General features: G+C 72.6%; 24 protein-coding genes. 8 read left to right on the forward strand and 16 right to left on the reverse strand.

What is annotated here, in order from left to right:
• Nucleotides 1-141: 141 nt before the first annotated feature.
• Nucleotides 142-516 carry an RNA polymerase-binding protein RbpA gene (locus OG490_RS06375; RefSeq protein WP_007262928.1) on the forward strand — a complete coding sequence of 125 codons (375 nt, stop codon included), beginning with the start codon at nucleotides 142-144 and terminating at the stop codon, nucleotides 514-516.
• A 142-nt stretch (nucleotides 517-658) separates the two neighbouring features.
• On the opposite strand, the gene fxsA is transcribed toward OG490_RS06375, so the two are convergent.
• The 4 genes from fxsA to OG490_RS06395 all read right to left on the reverse strand — a co-directional run bounded on the left by fxsA (nucleotide 659) and on the right by OG490_RS06395 (nucleotide 4,732).
• Nucleotides 659-1,249, reverse strand: a complete 591-nt coding sequence (gene fxsA, locus OG490_RS06380) for an FxsA family membrane protein (protein WP_330295302.1) — start codon at nucleotides 1,247-1,249, stop codon at nucleotides 659-661.
• Nucleotides 1,250-1,363: 114 nt separating this feature from the next.
• Nucleotides 1,364-2,134: a polyprenol monophosphomannose synthase gene (locus OG490_RS06385; protein ID WP_330295303.1), complete on the reverse strand. Its 771-nt coding sequence runs from the start codon at nucleotides 2,132-2,134 to the stop codon at nucleotides 1,364-1,366.
• A 343-nt stretch (nucleotides 2,135-2,477) separates the two neighbouring features.
• Nucleotides 2,478-4,106 carry an amidohydrolase gene (locus OG490_RS06390; protein WP_330295304.1) on the reverse strand — a complete coding sequence of 543 codons (1,629 nt, stop codon included), beginning with the start codon at nucleotides 4,104-4,106 and terminating at the stop codon, nucleotides 2,478-2,480.
• Between the two features lie 185 nt (nucleotides 4,107-4,291).
• Nucleotides 4,292-4,732 carry an Lrp/AsnC family transcriptional regulator gene (locus OG490_RS06395; RefSeq protein WP_030240692.1) on the reverse strand — a complete coding sequence of 147 codons (441 nt, stop codon included), beginning with the start codon at nucleotides 4,730-4,732 and terminating at the stop codon, nucleotides 4,292-4,294.
• Between the two features lie 218 nt (nucleotides 4,733-4,950).
• On the opposite strand from OG490_RS06395, the gene OG490_RS06400 reads away from it, so the two are divergent.
• Nucleotides 4,951-5,397, forward strand: a complete 447-nt coding sequence (locus OG490_RS06400; RefSeq protein WP_330295305.1) for a hypothetical protein — start codon at nucleotides 4,951-4,953, stop codon at nucleotides 5,395-5,397.
• A 28-nt stretch (nucleotides 5,398-5,425) separates the two neighbouring features.
• Here the strand turns inward: OG490_RS06400 and OG490_RS06405 are convergent, their stop codons facing one another.
• Complete coding sequence (locus tag OG490_RS06405) at nucleotides 5,426-6,529, reverse strand: phosphotransferase family protein (protein WP_330295306.1); 1,104 nt, start codon at nucleotides 6,527-6,529, stop codon at nucleotides 5,426-5,428.
• Nucleotides 6,530-6,585: 56 nt separating this feature from the next.
• A complete protein-coding gene (locus tag OG490_RS06410) occupies nucleotides 6,586-7,722 on the reverse strand; it encodes a hypothetical protein (RefSeq protein ID WP_330300805.1) in 1,137 nt (378 codons plus the stop codon).
• Between the two features lie 217 nt (nucleotides 7,723-7,939).
• On the opposite strand from OG490_RS06410, the gene OG490_RS06415 reads away from it, so the two are divergent.
• Nucleotides 7,940-8,164 (forward strand): hypothetical protein, encoded by a 225-nt coding sequence (locus tag OG490_RS06415; RefSeq protein ID WP_330295307.1) that lies wholly within the window; start codon nucleotides 7,940-7,942, stop codon nucleotides 8,162-8,164.
• A 69-nt stretch (nucleotides 8,165-8,233) separates the two neighbouring features.
• On the opposite strand, the gene OG490_RS06420 is transcribed toward OG490_RS06415, so the two are convergent.
• The 3 genes from OG490_RS06420 to OG490_RS06430 form a co-directional block, all read right to left on the reverse strand.
• A complete protein-coding gene (locus tag OG490_RS06420; RefSeq protein WP_330295308.1) occupies nucleotides 8,234-8,614 on the reverse strand; it encodes a GNAT family N-acetyltransferase in 381 nt (126 codons plus the stop codon).
• Between the two features lie 14 nt (nucleotides 8,615-8,628).
• Nucleotides 8,629-9,801 (reverse strand): acyl-CoA dehydrogenase family protein, encoded by a 1,173-nt coding sequence (locus OG490_RS06425; RefSeq protein WP_330295309.1) that lies wholly within the window; start codon nucleotides 9,799-9,801, stop codon nucleotides 8,629-8,631.
• 145 nt (nucleotides 9,802-9,946) lie between these two features.
• Complete coding sequence (locus OG490_RS06430) at nucleotides 9,947-10,714, reverse strand: TetR/AcrR family transcriptional regulator (protein WP_330295310.1); 768 nt, start codon at nucleotides 10,712-10,714, stop codon at nucleotides 9,947-9,949.
• Nucleotides 10,715-10,948: 234 nt separating this feature from the next.
• Here OG490_RS06430 and OG490_RS06435 point away from each other — a divergent pair, with 234 nt between their 5' ends.
• Genes OG490_RS06435 through OG490_RS06445 form a run of 3 tightly spaced genes read left to right on the forward strand, consistent with a single transcriptional unit; the run spans nucleotide 10,949 to nucleotide 13,391 of the window.
• The gene (locus tag OG490_RS06435; protein ID WP_330300806.1) at nucleotides 10,949-11,497 is read left to right on the forward strand and encodes a DUF6230 family protein; all 549 of its coding nucleotides are present in this window, start codon (nucleotides 10,949-10,951) and stop codon (nucleotides 11,495-11,497) included.
• Nucleotides 11,488-12,465: a DUF6114 domain-containing protein gene (locus tag OG490_RS06440; RefSeq protein ID WP_330295311.1), complete on the forward strand. Its 978-nt coding sequence runs from the start codon at nucleotides 11,488-11,490 to the stop codon at nucleotides 12,463-12,465. The genes OG490_RS06435 and OG490_RS06440 overlap by 10 nt, the downstream gene beginning before the upstream one ends.
• Nucleotides 12,462-13,391: a hypothetical protein gene (locus OG490_RS06445; protein ID WP_330295312.1), complete on the forward strand. Its 930-nt coding sequence runs from the start codon at nucleotides 12,462-12,464 to the stop codon at nucleotides 13,389-13,391. The genes OG490_RS06440 and OG490_RS06445 overlap by 4 nt, the downstream gene beginning before the upstream one ends.
• Here OG490_RS06445 and OG490_RS06450 read toward each other — a convergent pair.
• The 3 genes from OG490_RS06450 to OG490_RS06460 form a co-directional block, all read right to left on the reverse strand.
• On the reverse strand, nucleotides 13,369-13,521 hold the full coding sequence (locus tag OG490_RS06450; protein ID WP_330295313.1) for an SCO1431 family membrane protein: 153 nt from the start codon (nucleotides 13,519-13,521) through the stop codon (nucleotides 13,369-13,371). The two genes, OG490_RS06445 and OG490_RS06450, sit on opposite strands and share 23 nt — an antisense overlap.
• Nucleotides 13,522-13,640: 119 nt before the next feature.
• The gene (locus OG490_RS06455) at nucleotides 13,641-14,063 is read right to left on the reverse strand and encodes an SPW repeat protein (RefSeq protein WP_330295314.1); all 423 of its coding nucleotides are present in this window, start codon (nucleotides 14,061-14,063) and stop codon (nucleotides 13,641-13,643) included.
• A gap of 91 nt (nucleotides 14,064-14,154) precedes the next feature.
• Nucleotides 14,155-15,609 (reverse strand): peptidase C39 family protein, encoded by a 1,455-nt coding sequence (locus OG490_RS06460; RefSeq protein ID WP_330295315.1) that lies wholly within the window; start codon nucleotides 15,607-15,609, stop codon nucleotides 14,155-14,157.
• Between the two features lie 382 nt (nucleotides 15,610-15,991).
• Here OG490_RS06460 and OG490_RS06465 point away from each other — a divergent pair, with 382 nt between their 5' ends.
• Together OG490_RS06465 and OG490_RS06470 are read left to right on the forward strand one after the other, a co-directional pair.
• A complete protein-coding gene (locus OG490_RS06465) occupies nucleotides 15,992-16,636 on the forward strand; it encodes a uridine kinase family protein (protein ID WP_330295316.1) in 645 nt (214 codons plus the stop codon).
• Nucleotides 16,637-17,038: 402 nt separating this feature from the next.
• On the forward strand, nucleotides 17,039-18,982 hold the full coding sequence (locus OG490_RS06470; protein WP_330300807.1) for an AAA family ATPase: 1,944 nt from the start codon (nucleotides 17,039-17,041) through the stop codon (nucleotides 18,980-18,982).
• 129 nt (nucleotides 18,983-19,111) lie between these two features.
• Here the strand turns inward: OG490_RS06470 and OG490_RS06475 are convergent, their stop codons facing one another.
• From OG490_RS06475 to hisG, 4 genes are all read right to left on the reverse strand, one after another.
• Entirely contained in the window at nucleotides 19,112-20,155 is a 1,044-nt protein-coding gene (locus OG490_RS06475; protein ID WP_330295317.1) for a hemolysin family protein, read from the reverse strand.
• The gene (locus OG490_RS06480) at nucleotides 20,152-21,513 is read right to left on the reverse strand and encodes a hemolysin family protein (protein WP_330295318.1); all 1,362 of its coding nucleotides are present in this window, start codon (nucleotides 21,511-21,513) and stop codon (nucleotides 20,152-20,154) included. The genes OG490_RS06475 and OG490_RS06480 overlap by 4 nt, the downstream gene beginning before the upstream one ends.
• Nucleotides 21,514-21,713: 200 nt before the next feature.
• Nucleotides 21,714-22,175, reverse strand: a complete 462-nt coding sequence (locus OG490_RS06485) for a PH domain-containing protein (protein ID WP_330295319.1) — start codon at nucleotides 22,173-22,175, stop codon at nucleotides 21,714-21,716.
• Between the two features lie 64 nt (nucleotides 22,176-22,239).
• Entirely contained in the window at nucleotides 22,240-23,088 is an 849-nt protein-coding gene (gene hisG / locus OG490_RS06490; protein WP_330295320.1) for an ATP phosphoribosyltransferase, read from the reverse strand.
• Between the last annotated feature and the right edge of the window lie 65 nt (nucleotides 23,089-23,153).

Below are 23,153 nucleotides of genomic sequence, written 5' to 3' on the forward strand. Positions count from 1 at the left end.
GCATTGGTGGGTACAACAAGGGGCGGCACGACGGGCGACGCATGACCCGGAGCGGGAATCTATACCGCCGACCGGACGTTGACCGGATGACGACGACAGCGACACCTGTCCTGTGGGCGACAAGCCCGGGAGGCACGATTCATGAGTGAGCGAGCTCTCCGCGGTACGCGGCTCGTGGTTACCAGCTACGAGACGGACCGCGGCATCGATCTGGCCCCGCGCCAGGCGGTGGAGTACGCATGCCAGAACGGACATCGATTTGAGATGCCGTTCTCGGTTGAGGCAGAAATTCCGCCGGAGTGGGAGTGCAAGGCGTGCGGCGCCATGGCACTCCTGGTCGACGGGGACGGGCCCGAAGAGAAGAAGGGCAAGCCTGCGCGAACGCACTGGGACATGCTCATGGAGCGGCGCACCCGCGAGGAGCTGGAGGAAGTGCTGGCCGAGAGGCTGGCGGTCCTTCGTTCCGGCGCCATGAACATTGCCGTGCATCCGCGCGACAGCCGCAAGTCCGCCTGACAGCCGGACGAAAGCAACACAGCGCCAAAGCCGAGGGCCCCCGCCACACAGTGTGTGGCGGGGGCCCTCGGCTTTGCCGTGCGTCCGTCCCGGCTGTCCGTCCGTTCCCGTGAGGACGGACGGACAGCCGGACGGATCGGGATCAGGGAGTGAGCGGCGGCCGGTAGCCGCCGGCGTCGGGGCCCGAGGCGGGACCGGACTGCTGCGGCCGGTCCTCGCGGACGACCTCGCCCTGGACGACCTTGCCGTCCGGGTAGTGGATGCGGGCCTGCTGGAAGGCGTCGCCGAAGGTGCCGGCGGGCGCGGAGGCCATCTTGCGCTCCAGTGCGCGGGCGGTCCGGCGGCTGATCCAGGCGCGGACCGGCGGGAGCAGGAGGAACAGGCCCGCAGCGTCCGAGAGCAGGCCCGGCACGATCAGGAGCAGGCCGGCCAGCATGGTCAGGCCGTTGCCCGTGCCGGGCTGCTGCGGGGTCGGCGCAGCGCCCGCCTGGGCCTGCTGGAAGGTCTCCGTGAGGTTCTTGAAGGCGCGCCGTCCGGCCCGCTTCATGACCACCACCCCGAGCACCATACCGCCCGCGAGGAGCAGGGCGACGGTACCGCCGCCGGCGGCTCCGGCGACCAGGCCGAGCAGCCAGATCTCCAGGATCAGCCAGGCCGCGACGGCCAGGGGAAGGATCGTACGGGCGGGCGAACGGCGCCGGGGGGCCGTCTGTGTCGGAACTCCGGTCGTCATACCCACCAGTGTGCCTGGGCCGACGTAAAAGCGTCCTCAGTCGGAGGTACCGGACATCCCCTAGGGGGTGTCCGGCGGCTCGGGGCCGGGCCCTAGGCGGCTCGGGGTCGGGCCCTACTTCCCGCGGATCTTGCCGGTCAGCTTGTCCGCGTGCTCCTTGATGCCCCACTGGGTGACCCGCCAGAGGGCCTCCACCACGATGTCCTTGCTCATCTTGCTGTCGCCGAACTCGCGCTCGACGAAGGTGATGGGCACCTCGACGACGCGGAAGCCCTTGCGCACGGACCTGCGGGCCAGGTCCACCTGGAAGCAGTAGCCGGCGGAGGCCACGTCGGCCAGGCCCAGGCCTTCGAGGGTCTCGCGGCGGAAGGCTCGGTAGCCGCCGGTGACGTCGCGGATCGGGACGCCGAGCATCAGCCGGGAGTACGTGGAGCCGCCCCGGGAGAGGAACTCGCGGCTCTTGGGCCAGTTGACGACCCGGCCGCCCGGCACCCAGCGGGAACCCAGCACCAGGTCGGCGCCCTCCAGGGCGGTGAGCAGCCGGGGCAGTTCCTCGGGCTGGTGGGAGCCGTCAGCGTCCATCTCGACGATGACCCCGTAGCCGTTGTCCAGGCCCCAGGTGAAACCGGCCAGGTAGGCCGCTCCGAGCCCTTCCTTGCCCTTGCGGTGCAGGACGTGGACGTGGTCGTCCCCGGCGGCCAGCTCGTCGGCGAGCTTTCCGGTGCCGTCCGGGCTGTTGTCGTCCGCGACCAAGATGTGGGCCTCAGGCACAGCCGCGCGGACGCGGCCGACGATCAGCCCGATGTTCTCCGCCTCGTTGTAGGTCGGAATGATCACCAAGGCCGTGCCGAGCGGTCCGTAGCTTCGCTGTCCGCCGTCGCTCACTGAGTCCCCTTTGGCGTTCCGTACATCCTGTACGTCGTGTACGTGGTGTCGCAGAGGTGATTTTAGAACAGCGATCGGAGCCCGCGGTCCTTCGGGCCGGACCGGCTCCCGCTGGCTGCGGGCCGCCTGACCGTTGTCTACTGGACCGCCGGGCCCCGATCTGAGGCCACCCTCCCCCACGCTCCTGGAGAGCAGGGGGGACTCCATTCCGGCGAAACCTTCCCTCGCCCCCGAGGCGCGGGCGCGGTTGAGCGAACGGCTCCGTCCGGATCGGACGTCCGGTGGTGGACCCGGCCGAACCTATCCGGGTCCGGTCGCCCTTACCGAACCGTGGCCCCCCGGATCACCCCTGTGGCCGTACGAATACCTCCCGGCCACCGACCACGGTGGCCAGGCAGACCGGCAGGTCCGTGCCGGGGGTCAGGTCCGGCAGTCCGGGGGTGCCGGAACGCGGGTCGGTGGACCAGCGGGCGACCCGGTCGTCGGGGGCCTGCACCACCAGTTCGGCCGTCCGCCACACGGCGTAGTCGGCCGGGGCGCCCGGGACCAGGATCCCGGCGTCGTCGCGGCCCATGGCCCGCCAGCCGCCGCGGGTGTGGGCGGCGAAGGCGGCCCGTACCGAGACCCGGTGGGCCGGCGTGCGATGGAAGGCGGCCGCGCGGACCGCGCCCCAGGGATCGAGCGGAGTGACGGGGGCGTCGGAGCCGAAGGCGAGCGGGACGCCCGCCTTGAGCAGGGCCGCGTACGGGTTGAGGGTACGGGCGCGCTCGGCGCCCAGCCGGTCGGCGTACATGCCCTCCTCGCCGCCCCACAGCGCGTCGAAGGCGGGCTGCACGGAGGCGGTCAGTCCGAGGTCGGCGAAGGCGGCGATGGTGGCCGCGGTCATCATCTCGGCGTGCTCGACGCGGTGCCGGGCGGCGCGGATCCGGGCCAGGCCCACCTTCTCGGCGGCGGCCCGGACGCCCTCGACGACGGCGGTGATCGCGGCGTCCCCGATGGCGTGGAAGCCGGCCTGGAGCCCCGCCTCGGTGCAGGCGGCGACGTGTTCGGCGACGGCCCGTGCGTCGAGGTAGCCGGTGCCGGTGTGGGCGGCGTCGGCGTAGGGGGCGTGCAGGCAGGCGGTGTGCGAGCCGAGGGCGCCGTCGACGAAGAGGTCCCCGGCGGCCCCGACGGCGCCGAGCGCCTTGGCCCGGTCGATGTCCCGGTCGGCCCAGTAGCCGAAGACGCGGGGTCCGGGGTGGGTGCGGGCGAGCTCCAGGAGGGCGGTGAAGTCCTCGGCGGAGGAGATGTCGGGTCCGCCGCACTCGTGGACGGAGCCGATGCCCAGGGAGGCGGCCCGGTCGAGTGCGGCCCGCTGGGCCTCGGCGCGCTGCGCCGCGGTGAGGGCGCCGAAGGCCGCGCGGCGTACGAGGTGGTGGGCGTCGCGGGTCAGCGGCTCGTCGCCGTCGGCCTGCTCGGCGGGCACACCGGGTACGAGGTCCAGCAGGGCGGTGGTCACCACGGCGGAGTGCGCGTCGATGCGGCTGAGGTAGAGCGGCCGGCCGCCGGTGGCCTCGTCCAGCTCCCGGCGGCGGGGGGCGCGGCGCTCGGGCCAGCGGGCCGCGTCCCAGCCGTGGCCGAGGAGCACCCGGTCGGCCGGGCGCGCCAGCGCGTACGCGCGCACCTGCGCGAGGGCCTCCGGCAGGGAGGCGGCCTCGGAGAGGTCCAGGCCGGTGAGGGCGAGGCCGGCGGAGGTGGTGTGGACGTGGGCGTCGGTGAAGGCGGGCGTGACGAGCGCGCCGTCGAGGTCGACCACCTCGTCCACACCCTGCGCGAAGGCGTCGGCGGCGCCTTCGGAGCCGACCCAGGCGATGTGGCCGCGCTCGACCACCATCGCGGTGGCGAAGGGGTCGGCGGGGCTGTGGACCTCGCCGCCGCGCAGGAGGACGGTACGGGTGGGGTCGCTGGGGGCGGGTGTCGCGCGCTCGGTCATGGGGACAAGTTTCGCGTGTGCGGGGGGCGCGGCGGGACGCGGGTGCGGGGCGGGCCCTGAGGGCGGCTCTCCCCGCCCCGCCCTTTCGCCGTTTCCTGGGGCTCCGCCCCAGACCCCGCGCCTCAAACTCCCCCAGCTACCGCTGGGAGGTGCCCCCGGGCGGGGCTGGACTTGCCCAGCGGGGGCTAAACGCGGGGCGGGCGGGCCTCGTACGGGGTGGAGAGGACCACCGTGGTGCGGGTGGAGACGTGGGCCAGGGCGCGCAGGCGGCCCAGGAGGTCTTCCAGTTCCAGCGGGGTCGCGACGCGGACCTTGAGGATGTAGTTCTCGTCGCCCGCGACGCTGTGGCAGGCCTCGATCTCCGGGACCCCCGCGAGGCGTTCCGCGATGTCGTCGGGTGCGCTCGGGTCGAAGGGCTTGACGGAGATGAAGGCCGTCAGCGGCAGCCCTACGGCCTCGGGGTCGACGACGGCGGCGTAGCCGCGGATGACTCCGCGCTGCTCCAGGCGGCGTACTCGCTGGTGGACGGCCGACGTGGACAGTCCCGTGGCCTTGCCCAGGTCCGTGTAGCTCATCCGCCCGTCCCGCACGAGCAGATCCACGATCTGGCGGTCCAGCTCCTCCATTGCGCTCATAGCCGCACAACTTACGGCCCCGGACCGGTTCCGCCCAGCCGTGTCCACGGATTGACGTGGCACCTGCGGCGGGCATGTGACCAAGGCCACAGGAGTATGCGGGCGTACGGCGGCCGGAAGTGGTTACTCGTGCCGCGTGACGGGAAGTGCTTGGGGTGGCCGTGGCCGAAGAACCTGCCCGCCCGGCCCACCCAAGGGGGAGTACATCCATGCTGAACACCAAGCGCGCCGGTCGCACCGAACCGGAGCCCCTGGAAATCGTCGATGGCGGTTATGCCGACGACGACGACTACCTCGAATACGCCGAGGGATTCGAGATCCACCACGCGACCTGCCCCGACTGCGGTCAGGCGATCGCCTTGGTCGCGGACGAGGAGTACCTGCCGCAGCACGCCCTCTGCCTGACCCCGTGGAACCCGTTCGGGCTCACGGTGTGCGCGGGTACCGGGCGGCCGGCCTCCGACGCCCTGCCCACCCTGGGCCTCGGCGTCGACGAGGGCCCGGAGCTGGAGCCCGTCGTGCACCTGGCGCTGCCGCAGGGGCTGGACTGGCGCACGCAGCCCTTCTCGCACGTCGGCGGCCCCGGCTCGCGTCCGGTACGGACGCCGGTGCCCGCGGCGCTGCCGCAGATGCGACAGCACGCGCAGGCCGCCTGATCCGCCCGTACGGGCCGGCGAGCAGGAGCTACCAGTACGTTCCCTGCACCATGGCGGCGAGACTGGCATGGTGCAGGATCAGGCTGTCCGGGTCCGAGGGGACCTCGACCTCGCCGAAGTGCGCCTGCCGGTAGGCGATCCGCAGCATCACGATCCCGTGCCGCAGGGCGGCGTAGAGGGTGTGGAACTCCATGTCCCGCGGGGTGTGCCCGGTGAGTTCGGCGTACCGGCGCTCGATGTCCTCGCGGCGCAGGAAGTCCGGCAGGCCCGGCTGGCCGAAACTCACGGTCAGGTCCTGGAAGAACCGGTGGAGGTAGACGCTCCAGCCGAGGTCGACCTCCCGCGGTGCGAAGGCCGCCATCTCCCAGTCGAGGACGGCCACGGGCTCGAAGCCGTCGGGGTCGAAGATGACGTTGCCGATGCGGGCGTCGCCCCAGTTGAGCACGGCGGGTCCGCCTTCGTCGGCCGGCCAGAGTTCTTCGAGGCGGTCGAAGGCCCGTTCCAGTAGCGGGGATCGGGACTTTCCCGCCACCACCCAGTCGTAGTAGGCCCGTTGGCCGTTCACGTGGCGGCGCAGCGGGCTGCCTTCGCCCTCCGGCAGAAGGAACTCCGCTTCCCCGGGCGGGAACTGGTCGTGCAGCCGGGCGAGGAGGGAGACGCTCGCCTCCTGGAGGGTGGCGCGTTCGGTGTCGCTCGCGGCGTGCAGCCAGTTGCCCTCATAGGTGTAGGGCATCACGTCGGGCGGTACGCGGCCTTCGGCGCGGGCCATGACGAAGAACGGCGCGCCGAGCGGGCCGGGGTCTTCTTCCAGCCACTGCACGCGCGGGACGGGCAGGTCGGTGTGGGCGGCGACCAGGCTCATCACGCGGTGCTGGCGGGGCATGTCGTAGGTGGGGAAGACGGTGTAGGCGGCCGGGTCGGCGGCGAGGCGCAGGGCGCAGGCCCGGACGGGGGCGTCGGGGTGCTCGATGTCGAAGAGCAGGGTCTCGCTGGACATGCCGTTGGAGCCGGGGACGGAGACGTTGGTGACCTCGGCCCCGGGGAGCTCGGTGTCGAGCCAGGCGGCGAGGCGCCGGCCGAGTTCCTCGGGTTCGCGGGTGGAGGTGCGGGGGCGTGGTGCCGGTCCTGCCATTGGGGGTACCCCTTCCTGTTCCTGCGTGCTGCTGGGGGCTTGCGGCTGCTGCTTCCCTACGGGGCCACCGAGCCGTAGTCGGTGAAGCCGCTCGGGTCGTGGCGGCCGAAGCTGCCGTGCTCGAAGATGCCGAAGCCGGTGCGGCCTTCGAGGGTGAAGCGGGCCGAGTGGTCGGTGACTCCGAAGGCGGCCATGGGGTGGGCCGCGGGGTCGGAGAGGTCGTAGACGCGGCGGTCGGTCCAGCCGCGGCCCTGCCAGGTGCCGTGCTGCCAGTCGGTGGCGGGCGGGTAGCCGGCGCCGACGGCCAGCGGTGAGGAGTTCAGGATCTCCACGCCGAGCTCGAGGGGCTTTCGGCCGGCCGGGTCGGTGAGGTGGACGACGGCGCTCTCGGGGTGGCGGCTGCCGGAGCGGTAGCGGATGTCGGTGTGCGGCCAGCCGAGCTGCACGTCGCCCCTGCCGCTGTCCTCGGGGAACACCTGGACTGCTTCGCTCAGGCCCCGCAGGCCGTCCGCGTCCTCCTGGGCGATGACCATGAGGAAGCGGTCCTCGAAGCGGACGGGGATCCAGAGCCAGTGGAAGCCCTCGGGGCGGTGTTCCTCGGCTGCCCGGCCGCCGTCCTCGCCGGGGATGGGGCGCACGCCCCAGCTGCGGTCCCGGGTTCCGGTCCACTCGGCGGTGTCGAGGGTGAACTCCTCGCCCTTGGCCCGGATGGTGCCGGTGACGTTGCCTGCCTGGACGAAGCGGCGCCCTTCGAGGATGAGGCGGTCGCCGCGGCGCTGGGTGTGGTGGGGCTCCCAGACAGCGGGGAACTCGGCGGTCCAGGTGATGTCGTACGAGAGCCCGTCGGGGTCGTCCGGGTCGGCGGCGCAGCTGAGGCCGATGCGCTTGAGGGGTTCGTCGACGGTGATCCGCAGCGGGCCGACGGAGAGGTTCATGCGGTCGTCGGTGAGGGCGTCGGAGGCGCGGACGGCGAGGAGTTCGTCGCCGATGCGCAGGGTGGCGTAGGCGTCGATGACACCGGCGTTGGGGTAGACGCCGAGGCCGAGGATCAGGACGGCGCGGCCTGCGTGGTCGAAGACGTGGAAGATGCAGCGGTCGTAGGCGTTGCGGTCGCCGGTGACGAGGTGCTTCATCGACAACGGGGCCTGGTGGATGGGGTATTCGTCGAGGGATATGGGCCGGTCGGCGGGCATGACGAACCTCCGTGTGTGGGTGCGGGGCATGCGGGAGCTGGCACCTTGAGCGGAGATGACGGTACGTCAGATTTGGGGGTGGAGACCAGAGGTGTGGCACGGACTGTCAGGAAGACACGTCGTGCGAGGGGAATCGGGGCGCTCCCCGCCGACCGGGGGTGCAGGGTCGAACGGATGGGCGGGGTTACCCGTGGATCCGGTGGAGCGTTGGCCGGGCATGACCACGATGGAGAGTTCCACGCCGAGGGTGGGGCGCCGGCGGCGGGCGCCGGCCGCAGAGCACGAAGAATCGGTTCGGCATACACCGGACCCGCCCATCTACAGCGCGCTGCTCACCCACTGGGCCGAGGACGGCCGCACCGTGCCCGGCCGGCGCGATCCGGAGTGGACCAAGATCGCCTCCTCGCCCATCTGGCCGACCGGTCCCCTCTTCGGGGGCTGAGCCCGAAGAGGGGGCCGGGAGGACCGGGCCGGAGCCGGGAGGGCCGGGCCGCCCGCTCGGGGCGGCCGCTCACAGCGCGAGCAGGCCCGCCGCCGTCGGCCGGAAACCGCACCGGGCGTAGAAATCGCCGAGGTGCGGCTCGTGGTCCACGTGCAGCCACTGCGCGCCCGCGCCCCGGGCCGCCTCGGCGGCCGCCCGGACCAGGCGCACCCCCAGGCCCCGCCGGCGTTCGTCCGGGTGCACCGTGGTGTCCAGGACGAAGGCGTGCACGCCCCCGTCCCAGGCGACGTTCACGTAGCCGACCAGCCGCCCCTCGCGGCGCGCCGCGATCCAGCTCAGGCTGCGTTCCAGCACCGGCGCGAAGGACGTGTCCCGGTGCCCCGGCCAGGCCGCGGCGAACAGTGCGTTCAGCTCGGCGTCGGCCAGGGGCTCCCGCGCCGTCAACTCCACCCCGCTCCCCACTGCTACCGGGACTCCGGACCCGCCAGGTGGCGGGCGATGACCATGCGCTGGATCTGGTTGGTGCCCTCCACGATCTGGAGGACCTTCGCCTCGCGCATCAGCCGCTCCACCGGGAAGTCCGCCGTGTAGCCGTAGCCGCCGAGCACCTGGACCGCGTCCGTGGTGACGGCCATCGCCGCATCGGTGCAGAAGAGCTTGGCCATCGCCGCCTGCCGGGAGAACGGCTTGCCCGCGTCCCGCAGCCGCGCCGCCGCCAGGTACAGCGCGCGGCCCGCCTCGATCTTCGTCGCCATGTCGGCCAGCATGAACCGCAGGCCCTGGAAGTCGGCGATGGGGTGGCCGAACTGCTTGCGGTCCAGGGCGTAGGCCAGGGCCTCGTCCAGCGCGGCCTGGGCCACGCCGATCGCGCAGGCGGCGATGCCCAGGCGACCCGCGTCGAGGGCGGCCAGGGCGATGGTGAAGCCCTGACCCTCCTCGCCGATGCGGCGGGTGTCGGGGACCCGTACGCCGTCGAAGTGCAGCTGGGCGGTGGGCGAACCCTTCATGCCCATCTTCTTCTCGGGGATCGCGGCGGTCAGGCCTTCGGCGTCGCCCGGCACCAGGAAGGCCGTGATGCCCTTGGGGCCGTCCACGCCCGTGCGGGCCAGGACCGTGTAGAAGTCGGCGACCCCGCCGTGGGTGATCCAGGCCTTGGTGCCGCTGATGATCCAGTCTTCGCCGTCCCGGACCGCCTTGGTGGTCAGGGAGGCCGCGTCCGAGCCGGCGCCCGGCTCGGAGAGGCAGTACGCGCCGAGCAGGCCGCCGCCGAGCATCGCGGGCAGGTGGGCGCTCCGCTGCTCCTTGGTGCCGTAGCCGGCCAGGCCGTGACAGGCCAGGGAGTGCACGCTGACGCCGAGGCCGACGGTCAGGCGGGCCGCGGCCAGCTCCTCCAGCACCTGGAGGTAGACCTCGTACGGCTGGTCGCCGCCGCCGTACTCACCGGCGTACGGGAGACCGAGCAGTCCGGACTCGGAGAGGAGCGTGAAGATCTCCCGCGGGAAGCGGCCGTGATCCTCTTCCTCGGCGGCCCGGGGCCGGATCTCCCGCTGCGCGATCTCGCGTACGAGCGCGAGCAGGTCGCGGGACTCCTCGGTCGGCAGCTGACGGTCCACCTGCTGCGGCGCGCGGTCGGCCATGGCGGCGCTCTCCTCATTCGCAAAGCACGGGGCGGCGCGTGGGGGTGGGACGCGTCGCCGGGTCTCGGGGCTCACAGCCGATGGTGCCCTCCCCGGATCGCGGGAAAGTCCAGTTCAAGTGGCTGCGGCGGTTGAGTATGCCCGATCAGGCGCTTCCCGTCACGGGTGCGAGATCATCCCCACGGAGATCGCCCCCGCGCGGATCGCTCCCCCGGAGCTCGTCCCCTGCCGCCGGCGGAGCCGGGCACTCGGGGACGAACTCCTCGATGACGGTCAGCGTCGCGCGCAGCGTGCGCACGAGCAGGGCTCCGAACCCGGCCCGGTCGGGGCGGCCGGAAGCGTCCGGGAGGCCGCCCGCGAGGCCGCCCGGGGGCGGCCCGTCCGGGAGGCCGTCCGCCGAGCCGATCCAGTCGAGGGTGCTGCCCTCGACCCCCGACAGCCAGCCCACGAGTGCCAGCCGGGCGAGCGGCGGGACGGTGCGGCGGCCGTACGCGCCTTCGGCGATGGCCGCGATCAGTTCCTCGCGCACGGCGTCGCGGATGGCCAGGACCTCGGAGTCGGAGCCGACGCCGCCGGTGACGATGGTGCGGTAGGCCGCCTGGTGGTGTTCGGCGTAGTGCAGGTAGCCGTCGATGGTGGCGCGCACCCGCTCGGCGTTCGGGACATCGCTCTCGCCCCCGGCGCGGGCGACCAGCTCGGCCACCGAGTCCTCGACGATGGCCAGGTAGTAGCCGCGTTTGCTCTTGAAGTAGTAGTAGATGAGGCCCTTGGCGACGCCGGCGTGCTTGGCGATGTCGTCCATGTTGAGCGCGTCGTACGAGGTGTCGGCGAACAACTTGCGTCCGATCGCTATCAGTTCGGCTCGCCGAACCTGCGAACGCCCGGTCGTTCCGCGCTGTTGACTATTATTCAAATTCAGCCCTAGCCTCGAACTGCCACAGGAAGCCCGAAGTATGGCAGACCCCTCCTGGGCACTCCCCTTTGCACCTTGCACTCCCCCTGCGCACCGGACGACGTACGGGAGGACCACATCATGGGCAACGGCAAGACGAACACGACGAGAAACACGACCGGGAAGACGACCGGGAAGACGACCGGAAACGCACCCGAGGGCCGGGCCAACTGGAAGAAGACCGCCGCCGTCGCGATGCCCGCGGTCCTCGCGGTCGGGGCGATGGCCATGGTCATGGCGCAGGGCGCGCTCGCCGCCTCCTTCGCCGTCTCGGGGACCAGCTTCCAGGTCTCCTCGTCCAAACTGAGCAGCAAGGGCCTGGCCTCGTACGTGCAGACGGACCGCTCCGTCGACGGCAAGGGGCACCCGGTCGCACTGCTCGGCATCGGCGAGGCCACCCTCACCGACATCTGCCAGGCCGCCGAAGTGGACACCCCGCTCGGCAAGGTGACCTTCAAACTGACCGCCGGCGGCCCGGCCGGGGAGGTCACCGCCAGCAATCTCGTCATCGACGGCGAGGACCTGGCCGGCGACGCCACCTTCGGCACCGCCCAGATCGGCCGCGACGCCTCCACCCTCGACCAGGTCAGCGGGGTCACGGGCGAGGCCGGGAAGTTCGGGCTGCAGGCCGGGAACATCGAGGTCCTGGACGTGAAATCGCACGCCTGGTCCGCGACCGGCGGCAACTTCCACCTCAAGGGCATGAAGCTCAACGTCAGCCTGGACGGCAAGAAGTGCTTCTAGACCGCCTCGGCCCACGCCGCCCGGCCGCGCCCGGGACCGGGTGGCTGGAGCGGCGGCTCCCGTACCCCGGCCCCCGGCGGCGGCTGCGCGTCTGGCGGCGCACCCGCCCGTTCTGGGGCGGGCTGCTGGTGATCCTGGGCGGGACCGAACTGCTGCTGGTCCCGCTCTCCCCGCTCACCGTCCTGGTCAGCCTGGGTCTCGGCGGGATCGCCGCGATCGGCATCGGCATCGCGCTGATCGCCGCGGGCCTGTTCCTGTGGCTCCTGCCGCAGACCCGGGCGTACGTCTCCGTCCACGCGCTGCTGCTGTCGGTGCTGTCCTTCGTGGCGACCAACCTCGGCGGTTTCCTGCTCGGCATGCTGCTGGGCATCGCGGGCAGCGCCCTGGCCTTCGGCTGGACCCCGCTGCCGGATCCCGACGAGGGCGAGGAGGGACCGTACATCCCGAGCCTCGACGGCAGCGGGCCGCGCACGCTGGCCGCGGCCCTGCCGGTGGTGCTGCTCGCCGCGCTCGTGACGGCCGCGGGGGCCCCGCAGGCCAGGGCGGACGGGTCGGCGGCGCCGATGGCGGCGCGCACTCCCCCGACCGTGACCACCTCCCTCTTCGCACCGCAGGGCTTCGCCTTCGCCGGGGTCACCCAGGTGCCCACGGCGGACGGCCCGCTGAAGGTGCTGGTGCTGCGGATGCGCGCGGCCACGCTCACCGACTACCGGCTGCGCACCCGCGACGGCGGCGAGGAGTACGGGCTCGCCGCCAAGACCCTGAACCTGAGCGGCGACGTGACCTTGTACCTGACGAGGTTCAGCGGCTGCATCGAAGGGCTGCTCTGCGTCACCTTCAGCCCGGACGGGCTGCCCGCTCCCCCGGTGATCCCGCCGTTCGTGTTCATGACCCAGGTCAGCGCGGAGCAGGCGCTGGTCACCTCCGACGTGATCAGGACCGACGGGTTGCGGCTGGAGGCCTCGTGATCCCCGTACAGGCCGCGCCGCTGTGGGCGTACGCCATCGGCGCCACCTTCGCCGTGGCGGCCGGGCGCCAGCTCCAGTGGTGGGAGCGCTCGGTCCAGGGCGAAGGGGTCCGTACGCGCAGCCGCGCGGCCAATCCGTACCTCGCGCTCACCCTGCTCTACGCGGCCCTGCTGCCCGCCCCGACCGGGGTGTACCTGCTGTGGCAGAACCCGGCCTGGGCGACCATGCAGGTCGCGCGCGACCACGACGGGGTCTGGGCCGGCTTCGCCCTCTTCTACGTGGCCTCGGTGGTCGTCGGCGCGCTGCTCGGGTTCCTGGCGGCGCGGCTGTTCGTCCTGGTCGGGGCCGGGTACTGGGGGTACCTCCAGGCGGTGGCCGGGTACTTCCTGCTGTTCTTCACCCTGATCCACGGGTGGGACGGCACGGGGTACCAGCGGCTGCTGAGCGCCGATCCGCGGGCCTTCGCCGGCTGGCCCGCGGACGGTGCGGCCGGGGGCGGCGGGGATTCGGCAATCAACCACGTCCTGGCCTTCGCGACCTCGGGGACCTTCCTGGCCCTGCTGGTCTTCGGCCTGGCCGTGATCGGCACGATGCTGCTGGCCGAGATCGGCTGGCTGGTGGAGGGCTGGCGGCTGCCCGGGGCGGCGGCGGACCTCAAGGTGCCCAGGGTGATCGCGGTGGCGATCGCCGGGGCGGGGGTCTACGGGCTGCCGTTCGCGGGGGCGCTGGGCGCCAGTCTCCTCGTACGGCTGCTGGGGTGGTGGCCGGGGCTGGGGCTGTTCGCCCTGCTGGCCGGGGTGGTGCTGCTGCCCGCGCGGTCACCTGTGCGCAGGCTCTACGCGCTGGTGGGCGTTCCGGACGGGCACTGGCGGGTCGAGCCCGATCCAGGGCCGGGACCTGCGTTTAGAGCCAGCCGACCTGGGTGACGAACATGGCGATGACGACCACCAGGGTCCAGCCGAGCACGTGCTCCAGCCAGGCGGAGCCGTCCTTGGGTCCGCCGGTGCGGACCAGGTTGCGGGCACGGGAGGTGAGGGCTGCGCTGTGTGCGGTCATGCCGTCCAATGTGACAGCGGTGGTGGCCTTCGCGGTAGAGACGATGGTCACGGGTGGCATGTCTCACGCCCCCGGCCGCGTGGTGCGGGCCGGGGGCGCGAGGGGCGCGGACTGCGGGATCAGGTGGCGCGTTCGCGGCCCGCCATGCCCGCCATCGCCAGGGCGAGGCAGAGTGCGACGCCACCGGCGATCACGTTGCTCACCACCGTGCGGGTGGTGCTGACGTCCCCGGAGATGACGAACGGCGCGACGATCGTCCAGGCGGCGAGACCGACCGCCGTCCAGGCCATGGCGTGGGTGCGTTCGTAGGCGGAGCCCAGTCCGCTCATGCACAGGCAGTACGCCAGGCCCGCGATCAGGTTGTTGATCGCCAGCGAGCTGAGTCCGCTGAATCCGGCGATCCAGGGCGAGGCGGCGATGTACAGGCCCGTCAGGAGGGCCAACGCCTCGACGGCCTGGGCGGCCGGGGTACTGGTGACGCGCTCGAACCGCGTGCGCATCTCGGCGAGGTCGGGGTGGTGTTCGATGGAGTGGGTGGTCATGGGGGGCCGCCTCCTATGAAGCGTGAAGCCTTTACGCGACCTTTATTCCCTTATCGTCCGCTTGTCATACATTCGGGTCAACTGGAACTTTTCACAGCACTCCGACCGTCCGCAGTGCGAGGATCTGCGCCGCGTTCGGCCGGACCGGACCGTAGAGATAGCAGACTCCCCCGGTACCGGAGACGACCTTGCCCGCCGCGTTGTGGCGCTTCGTCCGCAGCCAGTTGTTCTCGAATTCGCGGCGCCGGTAGACGCGGCGCACGGCCTGGTTGTCCCGGGAGTTCGGGTCGTTGGCGATCACGTCGCCGGCCGCGGTGAAGCCGATGACGGTCATCAGGTGACCGGCCGTGCCGTAGCCCGCGCCCGTGAGCTCCTCGGCGGTGAAGGACTGCGAGGTGATGGCCGGAATGCCGGCCCGGACCAGGGTCTCCAGATCGGCGAGGGAGCCGAGCCGGGTGACGACCCCGGCCAGCTGCCGGTAGGTGGCGGCGTAGGCGGCGTTGAAGGGCCAGTTCCCGCAGCCCTTGTACGCGGCGTCGTAGGTGGAGCGGGCCGCGTGGCAGACCTGCGGGTCCGCGTAGCCCTTCTTGACCCAGGTCAGGGACTTGGCGCTGGCCTTGCGGCCCCAGAACTCGATGATCATCTGGGAGGAGGTGGGGCTGCACCAGGCCTCGCCGCCGTTGTCGTACTCGGGGTACTGGCCCGCGTGCGTCTCCTGCGAGTACCGCGGGACCTTCAGCTCGTGGGCGCCCGCACCGGAGGGGACGGACGCGGGGACGGTGAAGCGGTCCGGGAGATCGGAGACCATGGCCCCGGCCAGCCATACGGTCGGGGTGTTCTTCGCGCCGGGCTTTCGGTAGAGGGTCAGGCGCAGCCGCCAGTCCCTGATCCGCAGCCCGCCGGTCTTCGCGGGGGCGTCCAGGGCCAGGGTGTCGGTCCACACGGTGGACCTCCCGTCGGTCTGGCCGTCCACGGAGGTGCGCCGGATGTCCGCGTCGCCGGACGCCCACCGGCCCATGACGTACCAGGGGGTGGCGGTGCCGTCGGTATAGGTGCCGCGCAGCTCCGCCTGGAGCCAGGTCCCGGTCGGGGTGCGGGCGTTCCAGGAGGCGACGGCCTCGGTGGCGGGCACGGTGGAGGCGTGCACCGGGGAGGTCCAGGTGGCGTACTCCCAGGTGCTCTTCTTCCCGGTGTGCGGGTCGGCGTACTCGCTGCGGCCGGCCGGGGTCTTGATCTCCAGCCCGGGACGGGCGCCCCCGACGGCGGTGGTGCCCTGGTGGATGCCGGCGCGCCAGTGGGCGTACGAGTACCAGAAGCGGTTGTCCACCGTCTTGCGGGCGGCTTCGGCGGTGGCCGCTTCGGCGGCTTCGGCGGCTTCGGCCGCGGCCGGGAGGTCCGCCGCCGTGGCTCCGGACGGGGCCGCGGGGTCCGGGCCGGCCCCGGCCCGCGCGGGTGCGGCCGAGGCTCGGCCGCCCGGGACGGTGGCTGCGGTGGCGGCCGCCAGGGCTACGGCCAGCAGGGCCCGGCGGGGTGTGGGTGCGGTCATCGGCGTGGCCCCCAGGGGTCGGTGCGGTGGTTGGCTCCACCCTTCCAGTTCCCGCGCACCGGGCGGCGAAGCCACGGGGTCGTGTCGGGGTGACGGGCCGGTCCGGCCGGGGCCGCGGAGCCACCCTGCGGGGGCCGTCCCCTACCCATCCCCAGACTCCGTCCGGGGGGACCCCCAGTTCCTCCGTTCCCCGGGGCTCCGCCCGGACCCGTTGTCGTCTGCGGCGCCGTTGCCGGGGGCCAGCCCCCGGGCCCCCGCGCCTCAAACGCCGGCGGGGCTGGATTTGCCCGGGCGAGGCCAGATTCAGCTGAGCTGGGCTGGATTTACCCGGCGGCCTGGATCTGTCCGAGGCCGGAATGGGTCGCAGCCTTACCCTGGGCGGGTGGAAGCTCAGGAGTCACGCCAGCCCCTTCAGGCCCTCGCGCGCGAGATCTCCGCGCTGCCGCCCTCGCTGGGGACCGTGCGGCTGGTCGGGATCGATGGGCATGCCGGGTCCGGGAAGAGCACCTTTGCCGGGCGTCTCGCCGAGGCGCTGGGGGGCGCGCCCGTGCTGCACCTGGACGATGTGGCCAGTCATGAGGAGCTCTTCGGGTGGGACGAGCGGCTGCGCGTCCAGGTGCTGGAGCCGCTCGCCGCGGGACGGCCCGCGCACTGGGCCCCGTACGACTGGGTCGAGCGGCGCTTCGGGCCGGAGCGGGTGCTGGAGCCGGCTCCGGTGCTGCTCGTCGAGGGGGTCGGGGCCGGGCGGCGGGCGCTGCGGCCGTGGCTGGCGCGGCTGCTGTGGATGGAGATGCCGCGCGCGAAGTCCTGGGGGCGCGGGCGAAACCGGGACGGGCGCGAACTTTCCGACTTCTGGGACGGATGGGAGCGCGCGGAGCTCGCGCACTTCTCGGACGATCCTTCGCGCCCCTTCGCGGACACCCTGGTGCGGCAGAGCGGTACGGGATACGAGTGGTCTTCCGGGGCTGCTGCGACCGCGGGAACCCCCGCTTCCATCACCGAGGGTGACGGACTCCCCCGGGCCTGACGGAGCCCGCGAGTCGGCCTCGACCGAGGCCCCCGCCCGCTCCTTGACCCGGGGGCCGCACCGGCCTTACGTTCTGAATGTGCGGCTCTCACCGGCCGCCGCGGACGCGAAGCCCCCGATCGTTCCCCCGTGATCGGGGGCTTCGTTCTGCCCCCGATCCGCCTCCGATCCGGCCCCCGGCGGACTTTCGTGCCGGGTTCGCGCGGGTCGGACCGCCGCAGATCCTTCACCCTGCGTCACCATTTACGCCGTGGGCGCACACCCGAACCGTCTGCGACGCACCCTGGGTAAGGTGCGTAACCGCAGGTACGATGCACCCCTGATTTCATCGGCGCAGGGCCAACTCGCGTGCGCGTCGCGGGGGTTGCTGCGCACCACGGGGGCAGGCTTGTGGGGGACGTGATGGATTTCGCCGCGGTGGGCAGCGCACACGCCCCGGCCGAACTCGCCTGGCTGCGAGGAGTGGACGCCTGCACGATGGGCGCCTACCCGCAGGCCGAGGAGGAGTTCCGGACGGCCGTACGACTCGATCCGGCGATGGCCGACGCCTGGCTGGGCCTGCACGCGCTCCGCGTCGACACCACCAACGCGTTACTGCGCATGTACGCCCACCGGGACCGCTTCGGGGAACAGCGGACCCGCCACCGGCGGACCCTGAACTCCTGGTACTGGCTGGGCTGGTGGGTCCAGCCGGTGCTGGAGAGCCGGCGCGACCTGCTGCTCGCCCACGCCTCGCACTGGCTGGACGGCCGCCACGTGCCCGAACTGGACCAGGCCCTGGCCGCGCTGCCGCCCGTGGACACCGATCCCCAGGTCCGGTTCCTGCACGCCTGCCGGGCCTATCTCGTCAAGGACTGGGAGCAGTTGGTGCGGCACACCGACTCCCTCGTCGACGATCCGCTGCTGGGCATCGAGTCCGGTCTGTTCGGCGGGATGGCCCGGGTCCGGCTGGAGATGTACGGGCAGGCGGAGCCGCTGCTGTCGGCCTCGCTGATGCGCTGCCGCAGCGAGCAGCCGCAGCGCAAGGAGCTCCGCTACTGGCTGGCGCGGGCCCACGAGGGGACCGGGCGCAGCGCGGCGGCGCTGCCGCTGTACCGGGCGGTGCACCGGGTGGACCCGGCGTTCATGGACACGGCGGCCCGGCTCACGGCGATCGAGGACGGCGAGGACGCCGACGGCCTCGCCGGATACGCGGGCGTCTCGGGCTACGAGGGTCTCGCCGGGCACGGCCCGTCCCCGTCGGGCGGGGACTTCGCCGCGGTGGCGCTGGGCGGCGGCGGCCCGGTCCAGGACATCGCGGCGGACGGGCAGGTGGAAGCGGACCCGCTGGAGCCGCCGGAGCCCCGGCACGGCCCGGGGGCTCCGGCCGTTCCCGCCCCCGGCCGCCCCGGCGGCGTGCGCCACAAGGTGGCGCTGCCGTCCCAGCCGGGCCCGGCGGGGCTGCCGGCCGGGCCCGCGGATCCGGCGGCGCTGGCCGAGGCGCTCGCGGAGCTGGAGCGGATGGTGGGCCTGGAGCCCGTCAAACGGCAGGTGAAGGCGCTCTCCGCGCAGCTGCACATGGCCAGGCTGCGGACGGGCCAGGGCCTGCCCGTACAGCCGCCGAAGCGGCACTTCGTCTTCTCCGGACCCTCCGGCACGGGCAAGACCACGGTGGCACGGATCCTGGGCCGGGTCTTCTACGCGCTGGGCCTGCTCGGCGGCGACCACCTCGTGGAGGCGGGGCGCGCGGACCTGGTCGGCGAGTTCCTCGGCCAGACCGCGGTGAAGGCGAACGAACTGATCGACTCGGCGATCGGCGGGGTGCTGTTCGTGGACGAGGCGTACAGCCTCTCCAACTCCGGCTACAGCAAGGGCGACGCGTACGGCGACGAGGCCCTGCAAGTGCTGCTGAAGCGGGCGGAGGACAACCGCGACCACCTGGTGGTGATCCTCGCGGGCTACCCGGCGGGGATGGACCGGCTGCTGGCCACCAACCCGGGCCTGTCCTCGCGGTTCACCACCCGGGTGGACTTCCCGAGCTACCGGCCGCTGGAGCTGACCTCGATCGGCGGCGTCCTTGCGGACGCCAACGGCGACCGGTGGGACGCGGAGGCGCTGGAGGAGCTGCGGAGCATCAGCGGGCACGTGGTGGAGCAGGGCTGGATCGACGAGCTGGGGAACGGGCGGTTTCTGCGGACGCTGTACGAGAAGAGTTGCGCGTACCGGGATCTGCGGCTGTCGGGCTTCGCGGGTGATCCGACCCGGGACGACCTCGCCACGCTGCGGCTCGCGGATTTGATGCAGGCCTACGGGGAGGTCCTGTCGGGCCGGGGGCCGCAGGAACGGCCGGATCCGCCGCCGCTGTAGCCGCTGCGCGGAGCCTGCTCCCCGCCCCGCCCCTTCCCGAAACCGGGGCTCCGCCCCGGACCCCGCGCCTCAAACGCCGGCGGGGCTGGATCTGCCGCACAGCGGCAGATCCAGCCCCGCCGAAACGCGCTACGCGCTGCGCGCGTACCCCCGGTGGGCCGGGTCGCGGACCTCGCCGACCAGGGTCTCCAGGACGTCCTCCATGGTGACCAGGCCCAGCACCCGGCCCGCCGGGTCCGCGACCTGCGCCAAGTGGGTGGCGTCGCGTCGCATGACCGTCAGGGCGTCGTCCAGCGGGAGCGTGGAGCAGACCGTGGTCATCCTGCGCCAGACGCGCTGGGGCACGGCCCGCTCCCGGTCCTCCAGGTCCAGTACGTCCTTCACGTGCAGGTAGCCCATGAAGGCACCGGTGTCGGCGCGGACGGGGAACCGGGAGTACCCGGTGCGGACCGTCAGCTGCTCGATCTGGCGCGGGGTGACGGAGGGGCCGACGGTGACGAGGCGGTCCCGGGCGAGGAGGACGTCGGTGACGGGGCGGCTGCCCAGTTCCAGCGCGTCCTCCAGGCGCTCCTGTTCGACCGGCTCCAGGAGCCCGGCCTGCCGGGAGTCCTTGAGCAGCCGGCCCAGCTGCGCGGAGGTGTAGACGGCCTCCACCTCGTCCTTGGGCTCCACCTTGAAGAGCCTCAGGACCAGCGTGGCGCAGGCTCCCAGCCCGGTGGTGACCGGCCCGCAGACGCGGGCGAAGGCGACCAGGCCGGGGCTGAACCACAGGGCGGTCTTCTCGGGTGCGGCCATCGCGAGGTTCTTGGGGACCATCTCGCCGATGACCAGGTGCAGGAAGACCACGGCGGCGAGCGCGAACGCGTAGCCGAGGGGGTGGATCAGGCCTTCGGGCACGTGCGCGGCGTGGAAGACGGGCTCCAGCAGCCGGGCCACGGTGGGCTCGGCGACCGCGCCGAGGGTGAGCGAGCACATGGTGATGCCGAACTGCGCGGCGGCCATCATGCGCGGCAGGTTCTCCAGCCCGTGGAGCACCTGGCGGGCCCGCTTGGAGCCGGCCGCGAGGGGCTCGATCTGGCTGCGGCGGACGGAGACGAGTGCGAACTCGGCGCCGACGAAGAAGCCGTTGGCCAGGACGAGGAGCAGTGCGAAGAGGAGTTGGAGCGCGGTCACCGGACACCCGCCGACTGCAGTTCGGCCGGGGCGGGAATCGCACCCAGGGGGGTGGTGCGCACGAGGCGGACCCGTTCGGCGCGGAAGCGGCCGACCTGGCGGACGGAGAGCTTCCAGCCGGGGAGTTCGGCGCGGTCCCCGGGGGCGGGGATGCGGCCGAGCAGGTCGGCGACGAGGCCGGCGACGGTCTCGTAGGGGCCTTCGGGGACCTCCAGGCCTATCCGGCGCAGGGTCTGTACGCGGCAGCTGCCGTCGGCCTCCCAGGAGGGGCGGCCGTCCTCGGCGGCTACGGCGGCCAGTTCCGGGCCGGCGTCCTCGGCGAGGTCGTGCTCGTCGCGGACCTCGCCGACGAGCTCCTCCACGATGTCCTCCAGGGTGACCACCCCGGCGGTGCCGCCGTACTCGTCGACGACCACGGCCATGGGCTGTTCGCTGCGCAGGCGTTCCAGCAGCGGCTGCACCGGCAGGGAGCCGGGCACCAGCAGCGGGGCGACGCAGATCCGGCTGACGCTGGTGCGGGCGCGGTCGGACTCGGGCACGGCGAGGGCGTCCTTGAGGTGGACGACCCCGGTGATCTCGTCGATGCGCTCGCGGTAGACCGGGAAGCGGGACAGGCCGGTGGCGCGGGTCAGGTTGAGCACGTCGGCCGCGGTGGCCGTGTGCTGGAGGGCCTTGACCCTGACCCGGGGGGTCATGACCAGCTGGGCCGTGAGCTCGCCCAGCGAGAGGGTCCGTACGAAGAGGTCGGCGGTGTCCTGTTCCAGGGCGCCGGCCTGGGCCGAATGGCGGACCAGGGAGACCAGTTCGCCGGGGGTGCGGGCGGAGGCCATCTCGTCGGTCGGCTCGACGCCGAGGGCGCGGACCAGCCGGTTGGCGATGGCGTTGAGGGCCGCGATGACCGGCCGGAAGGCCCGGGAGAAGGCGTGCTGCGGGCCGGCGACGAAGCGGGCCACCTGGAGCGGCCGGGAGACCGCCCAGTTCTTCGGGACGAGCTCGCCGACGACCATCTGGACGGCGGAGGCGAGCAGCATGCCGATGACCACGGCGACGCCGGGTACGGCGCCCTTGGGGAGGCCGGTCGCTTCGAGCGGTCCGGCCAGCAGGGCGGCGAGGGCCGGTTCGGCGAGCATGCCGACGACCAGGGAGGTGATGGTGATGCCGAGTTGGGTGCCGGAGAGCTGGAAGGACAGCTCCCGCAGGGCTTTGACGACCGTGCGGGCACGGCGGTCGCCTTCGGCGGCGGCGCGTTCGGCCTCGGGTCTCTCGACCGTGACGAGGCCGAATTCGGCTGCCACGAAGAAACCGTTGGCGAGGATCAGGGCGAATGCCGCCACGAGCAGGAGTAGCGGGATGGTCATGCCGCCGCCTCCGGAGGGAGGGCGGCGCGTGTACTACCGGACGATCCGTCCATTGCTGGAGGGAGTCACTCCTCAAGTTGCAGGTGTCCACGGGCCGCGGGGTTCCGGGGCCGGTGGGAGGGCGCACCGTCGCGCCCCCGTACCAGGGTAGTCACTGAGATCGTCCCCGCAATGGGACGCAGCGACGAGGTCGGGCGGGGTCAGTCGTTCTTTGAACCGGTTCCGCGGGCGTCGGCGAGGGCGCGCAGGGCGCGGGCGTCGGCGATCGCCTGGGCCTTGGCGACCCCCGGCTGGATGCCCAGGGCGGGCAGGCTGGTGCCGTCGCTGAGGTCGAGGAAGACCCACGCGTCGCCGGGGCGGAGGTTGACGCGCACGATCTGCGCCCACTCCAGGCGGCGGGTGTTGGTGAGGTTGACGACCGTGACCCCGCCTTCGTCCGCGACCACCTTGGGGCGGCTGAGCAGGACGAGGACGGAGGACAGCAGGACGGCGGTGAAGACGAAGCTGATCCGCTCGCCCGGGTGCAGGGTGTCGAGGAGCAGTGCGATGGCCGTGATGGTGACGAACATGGCGAGGCCGACGCCCAGCAGGACGGCCCGGGTGCGGGTCGGCCGGAAGGTGACCGGCAGGGTGGGCGGTACGGGCTGGGCGGCGTCGGCCATGTTCGTCAGATGCCTTCGGGTGGTGCCAGTGGGGTACGGCGGGGCGGGGCGGATGCCCCGGCCCTCAGAGGCGGCAGGCGTGGATCGAGGTGGTGAGGATCGCGCGCGCGCCGAGCTCGTACAGGTCGTCCATGATCCGCTGGGCTTCCTTGGCGGGGACCATCGCGCGGACGGCGACCCAGCCCTCGTTGTGCAGCGGGGAGACGGTCGGCGACTCCAGGCCCGGGGTGAGGGCGACCGCGCGCTCCAGGTGCTCGGCGCGGCAGTCGTAGTCCATCATCACGTAGCTGCGGGCGACCAGGACGCCCTGGAGGCGGCGCAGGAACTGCTGGGCGCGCGGGTCCTCGGGGTCGGTGCCGTTGCCGCGGATGACCACGGCCTCGGAGGTCATGATCGGCTCGCCGATGACCTCCAGGCCGGCGTTGCGCAGGCTGGTGCCGGTCTCGACCACGTCGGCGATGATCTGGGCGACGCCGAGCTGGATGGCGGTCTCGACCGCGCCGTCGAGGTGGACGACGGAGGCTTCGATGCCCTTGTCGGCGAGGTGCTTGGCGACGATTCCCTCGTACGAGGTCGCGATGGTCATCCCGTGGAAGTCCTCGGGGCCCTTCGCGGTGCCGGGCATGGTCGCGTAGCGGAAGGTCGAGCGGCCGAAGTTCAGCGGCAGGATCTCCTCGGCGCTGGCGCCGGAGTCGAGCAGCAGGTCGCGGCCGGTGATGCCGATGTCCAGCTTGCCGGAGGACACGTAGATCGCGATGTCCTTGGGGCGGAGGTAGAAGAACTCCACCTCGTTGTCGGGGTCGACGACCACGAGCTCCTTGGACTCCTTGCGCATCCGGTAGCCGGCCTCATGGAGCATCGCCGACGCCGGTCCGGAGAGAGAACCCTTGTTGGGGACGGCGATGCGCAGCATGGGGCTTCCTTTGGTGCGTAGGTGCGAAAGGGTGTGCTGGTTACGTGTGCGAGGCGCGCGGATGC

The organism is Streptomyces sp. NBC_00503 (genome assembly GCF_036346895.1).
Classification (GTDB): domain Bacteria; phylum Actinomycetota; class Actinomycetes; order Streptomycetales; family Streptomycetaceae; genus Streptomyces.

Bases quoted from the DNA above. Each gene is read 5' to 3' on its own strand.
- OG490_RS06425 (WP_330295309.1), bottom strand. From the start codon at position 9,801: ATGGCCGACCGCGCGCCGCAGCAGGTGGACCGTCAGCTGCCGACCGAG.
- OG490_RS06375 (WP_007262928.1), top strand. From the start codon at position 142: ATGAGTGAGCGAGCTCTCCGCGGTACGCGGCTCGTGGTTACCAGCTAC.
- OG490_RS06450 (WP_330295313.1), bottom strand. From the start codon at position 13,521: ATGACCGCACACAGCGCAGCCCTCACCTCCCGTGCCCGCAACCTGGTC.
- OG490_RS06410 (WP_330300805.1), bottom strand. From the start codon at position 7,722: ATGCCCGCCGACCGGCCCATATCCCTCGACGAATACCCCATCCACCAG.
- OG490_RS06460 (WP_330295315.1), bottom strand. From the start codon at position 15,609: ATGACCGCACCCACACCCCGCCGGGCCCTGCTGGCCGTAGCCCTGGCG.
- OG490_RS06470 (WP_330300807.1), top strand. From the start codon at position 17,039: ATGGATTTCGCCGCGGTGGGCAGCGCACACGCCCCGGCCGAACTCGCC.
- OG490_RS06395 (WP_030240692.1), bottom strand. From the start codon at position 4,732: ATGGAGGAGCTGGACCGCCAGATCGTGGATCTGCTCGTGCGGGACGGG.
- OG490_RS06415 (WP_330295307.1), top strand. From the start codon at position 7,940: ATGACCACGATGGAGAGTTCCACGCCGAGGGTGGGGCGCCGGCGGCGG.
- OG490_RS06455 (WP_330295314.1), bottom strand. From the start codon at position 14,063: ATGACCACCCACTCCATCGAACACCACCCCGACCTCGCCGAGATGCGC.
- fxsA (WP_330295302.1), bottom strand. From the start codon at position 1,249: ATGACGACCGGAGTTCCGACACAGACGGCCCCCCGGCGCCGTTCGCCC.
- hisG (WP_330295320.1), bottom strand. From the start codon at position 23,088: ATGCTGCGCATCGCCGTCCCCAACAAGGGTTCTCTCTCCGGACCGGCG.
- OG490_RS06485 (WP_330295319.1), bottom strand. From the start codon at position 22,175: ATGGCCGACGCCGCCCAGCCCGTACCGCCCACCCTGCCGGTCACCTTC.
- OG490_RS06400 (WP_330295305.1), top strand. From the start codon at position 4,951: ATGCTGAACACCAAGCGCGCCGGTCGCACCGAACCGGAGCCCCTGGAA.
- OG490_RS06405 (WP_330295306.1), bottom strand. From the start codon at position 6,529: ATGGCAGGACCGGCACCACGCCCCCGCACCTCCACCCGCGAACCCGAG.
- OG490_RS06435 (WP_330300806.1), top strand. From the start codon at position 10,949: ATGCCCGCGGTCCTCGCGGTCGGGGCGATGGCCATGGTCATGGCGCAG.
- OG490_RS06390 (WP_330295304.1), bottom strand. From the start codon at position 4,106: ATGACCGAGCGCGCGACACCCGCCCCCAGCGACCCCACCCGTACCGTC.
- OG490_RS06480 (WP_330295318.1), bottom strand. From the start codon at position 21,513: ATGACCATCCCGCTACTCCTGCTCGTGGCGGCATTCGCCCTGATCCTC.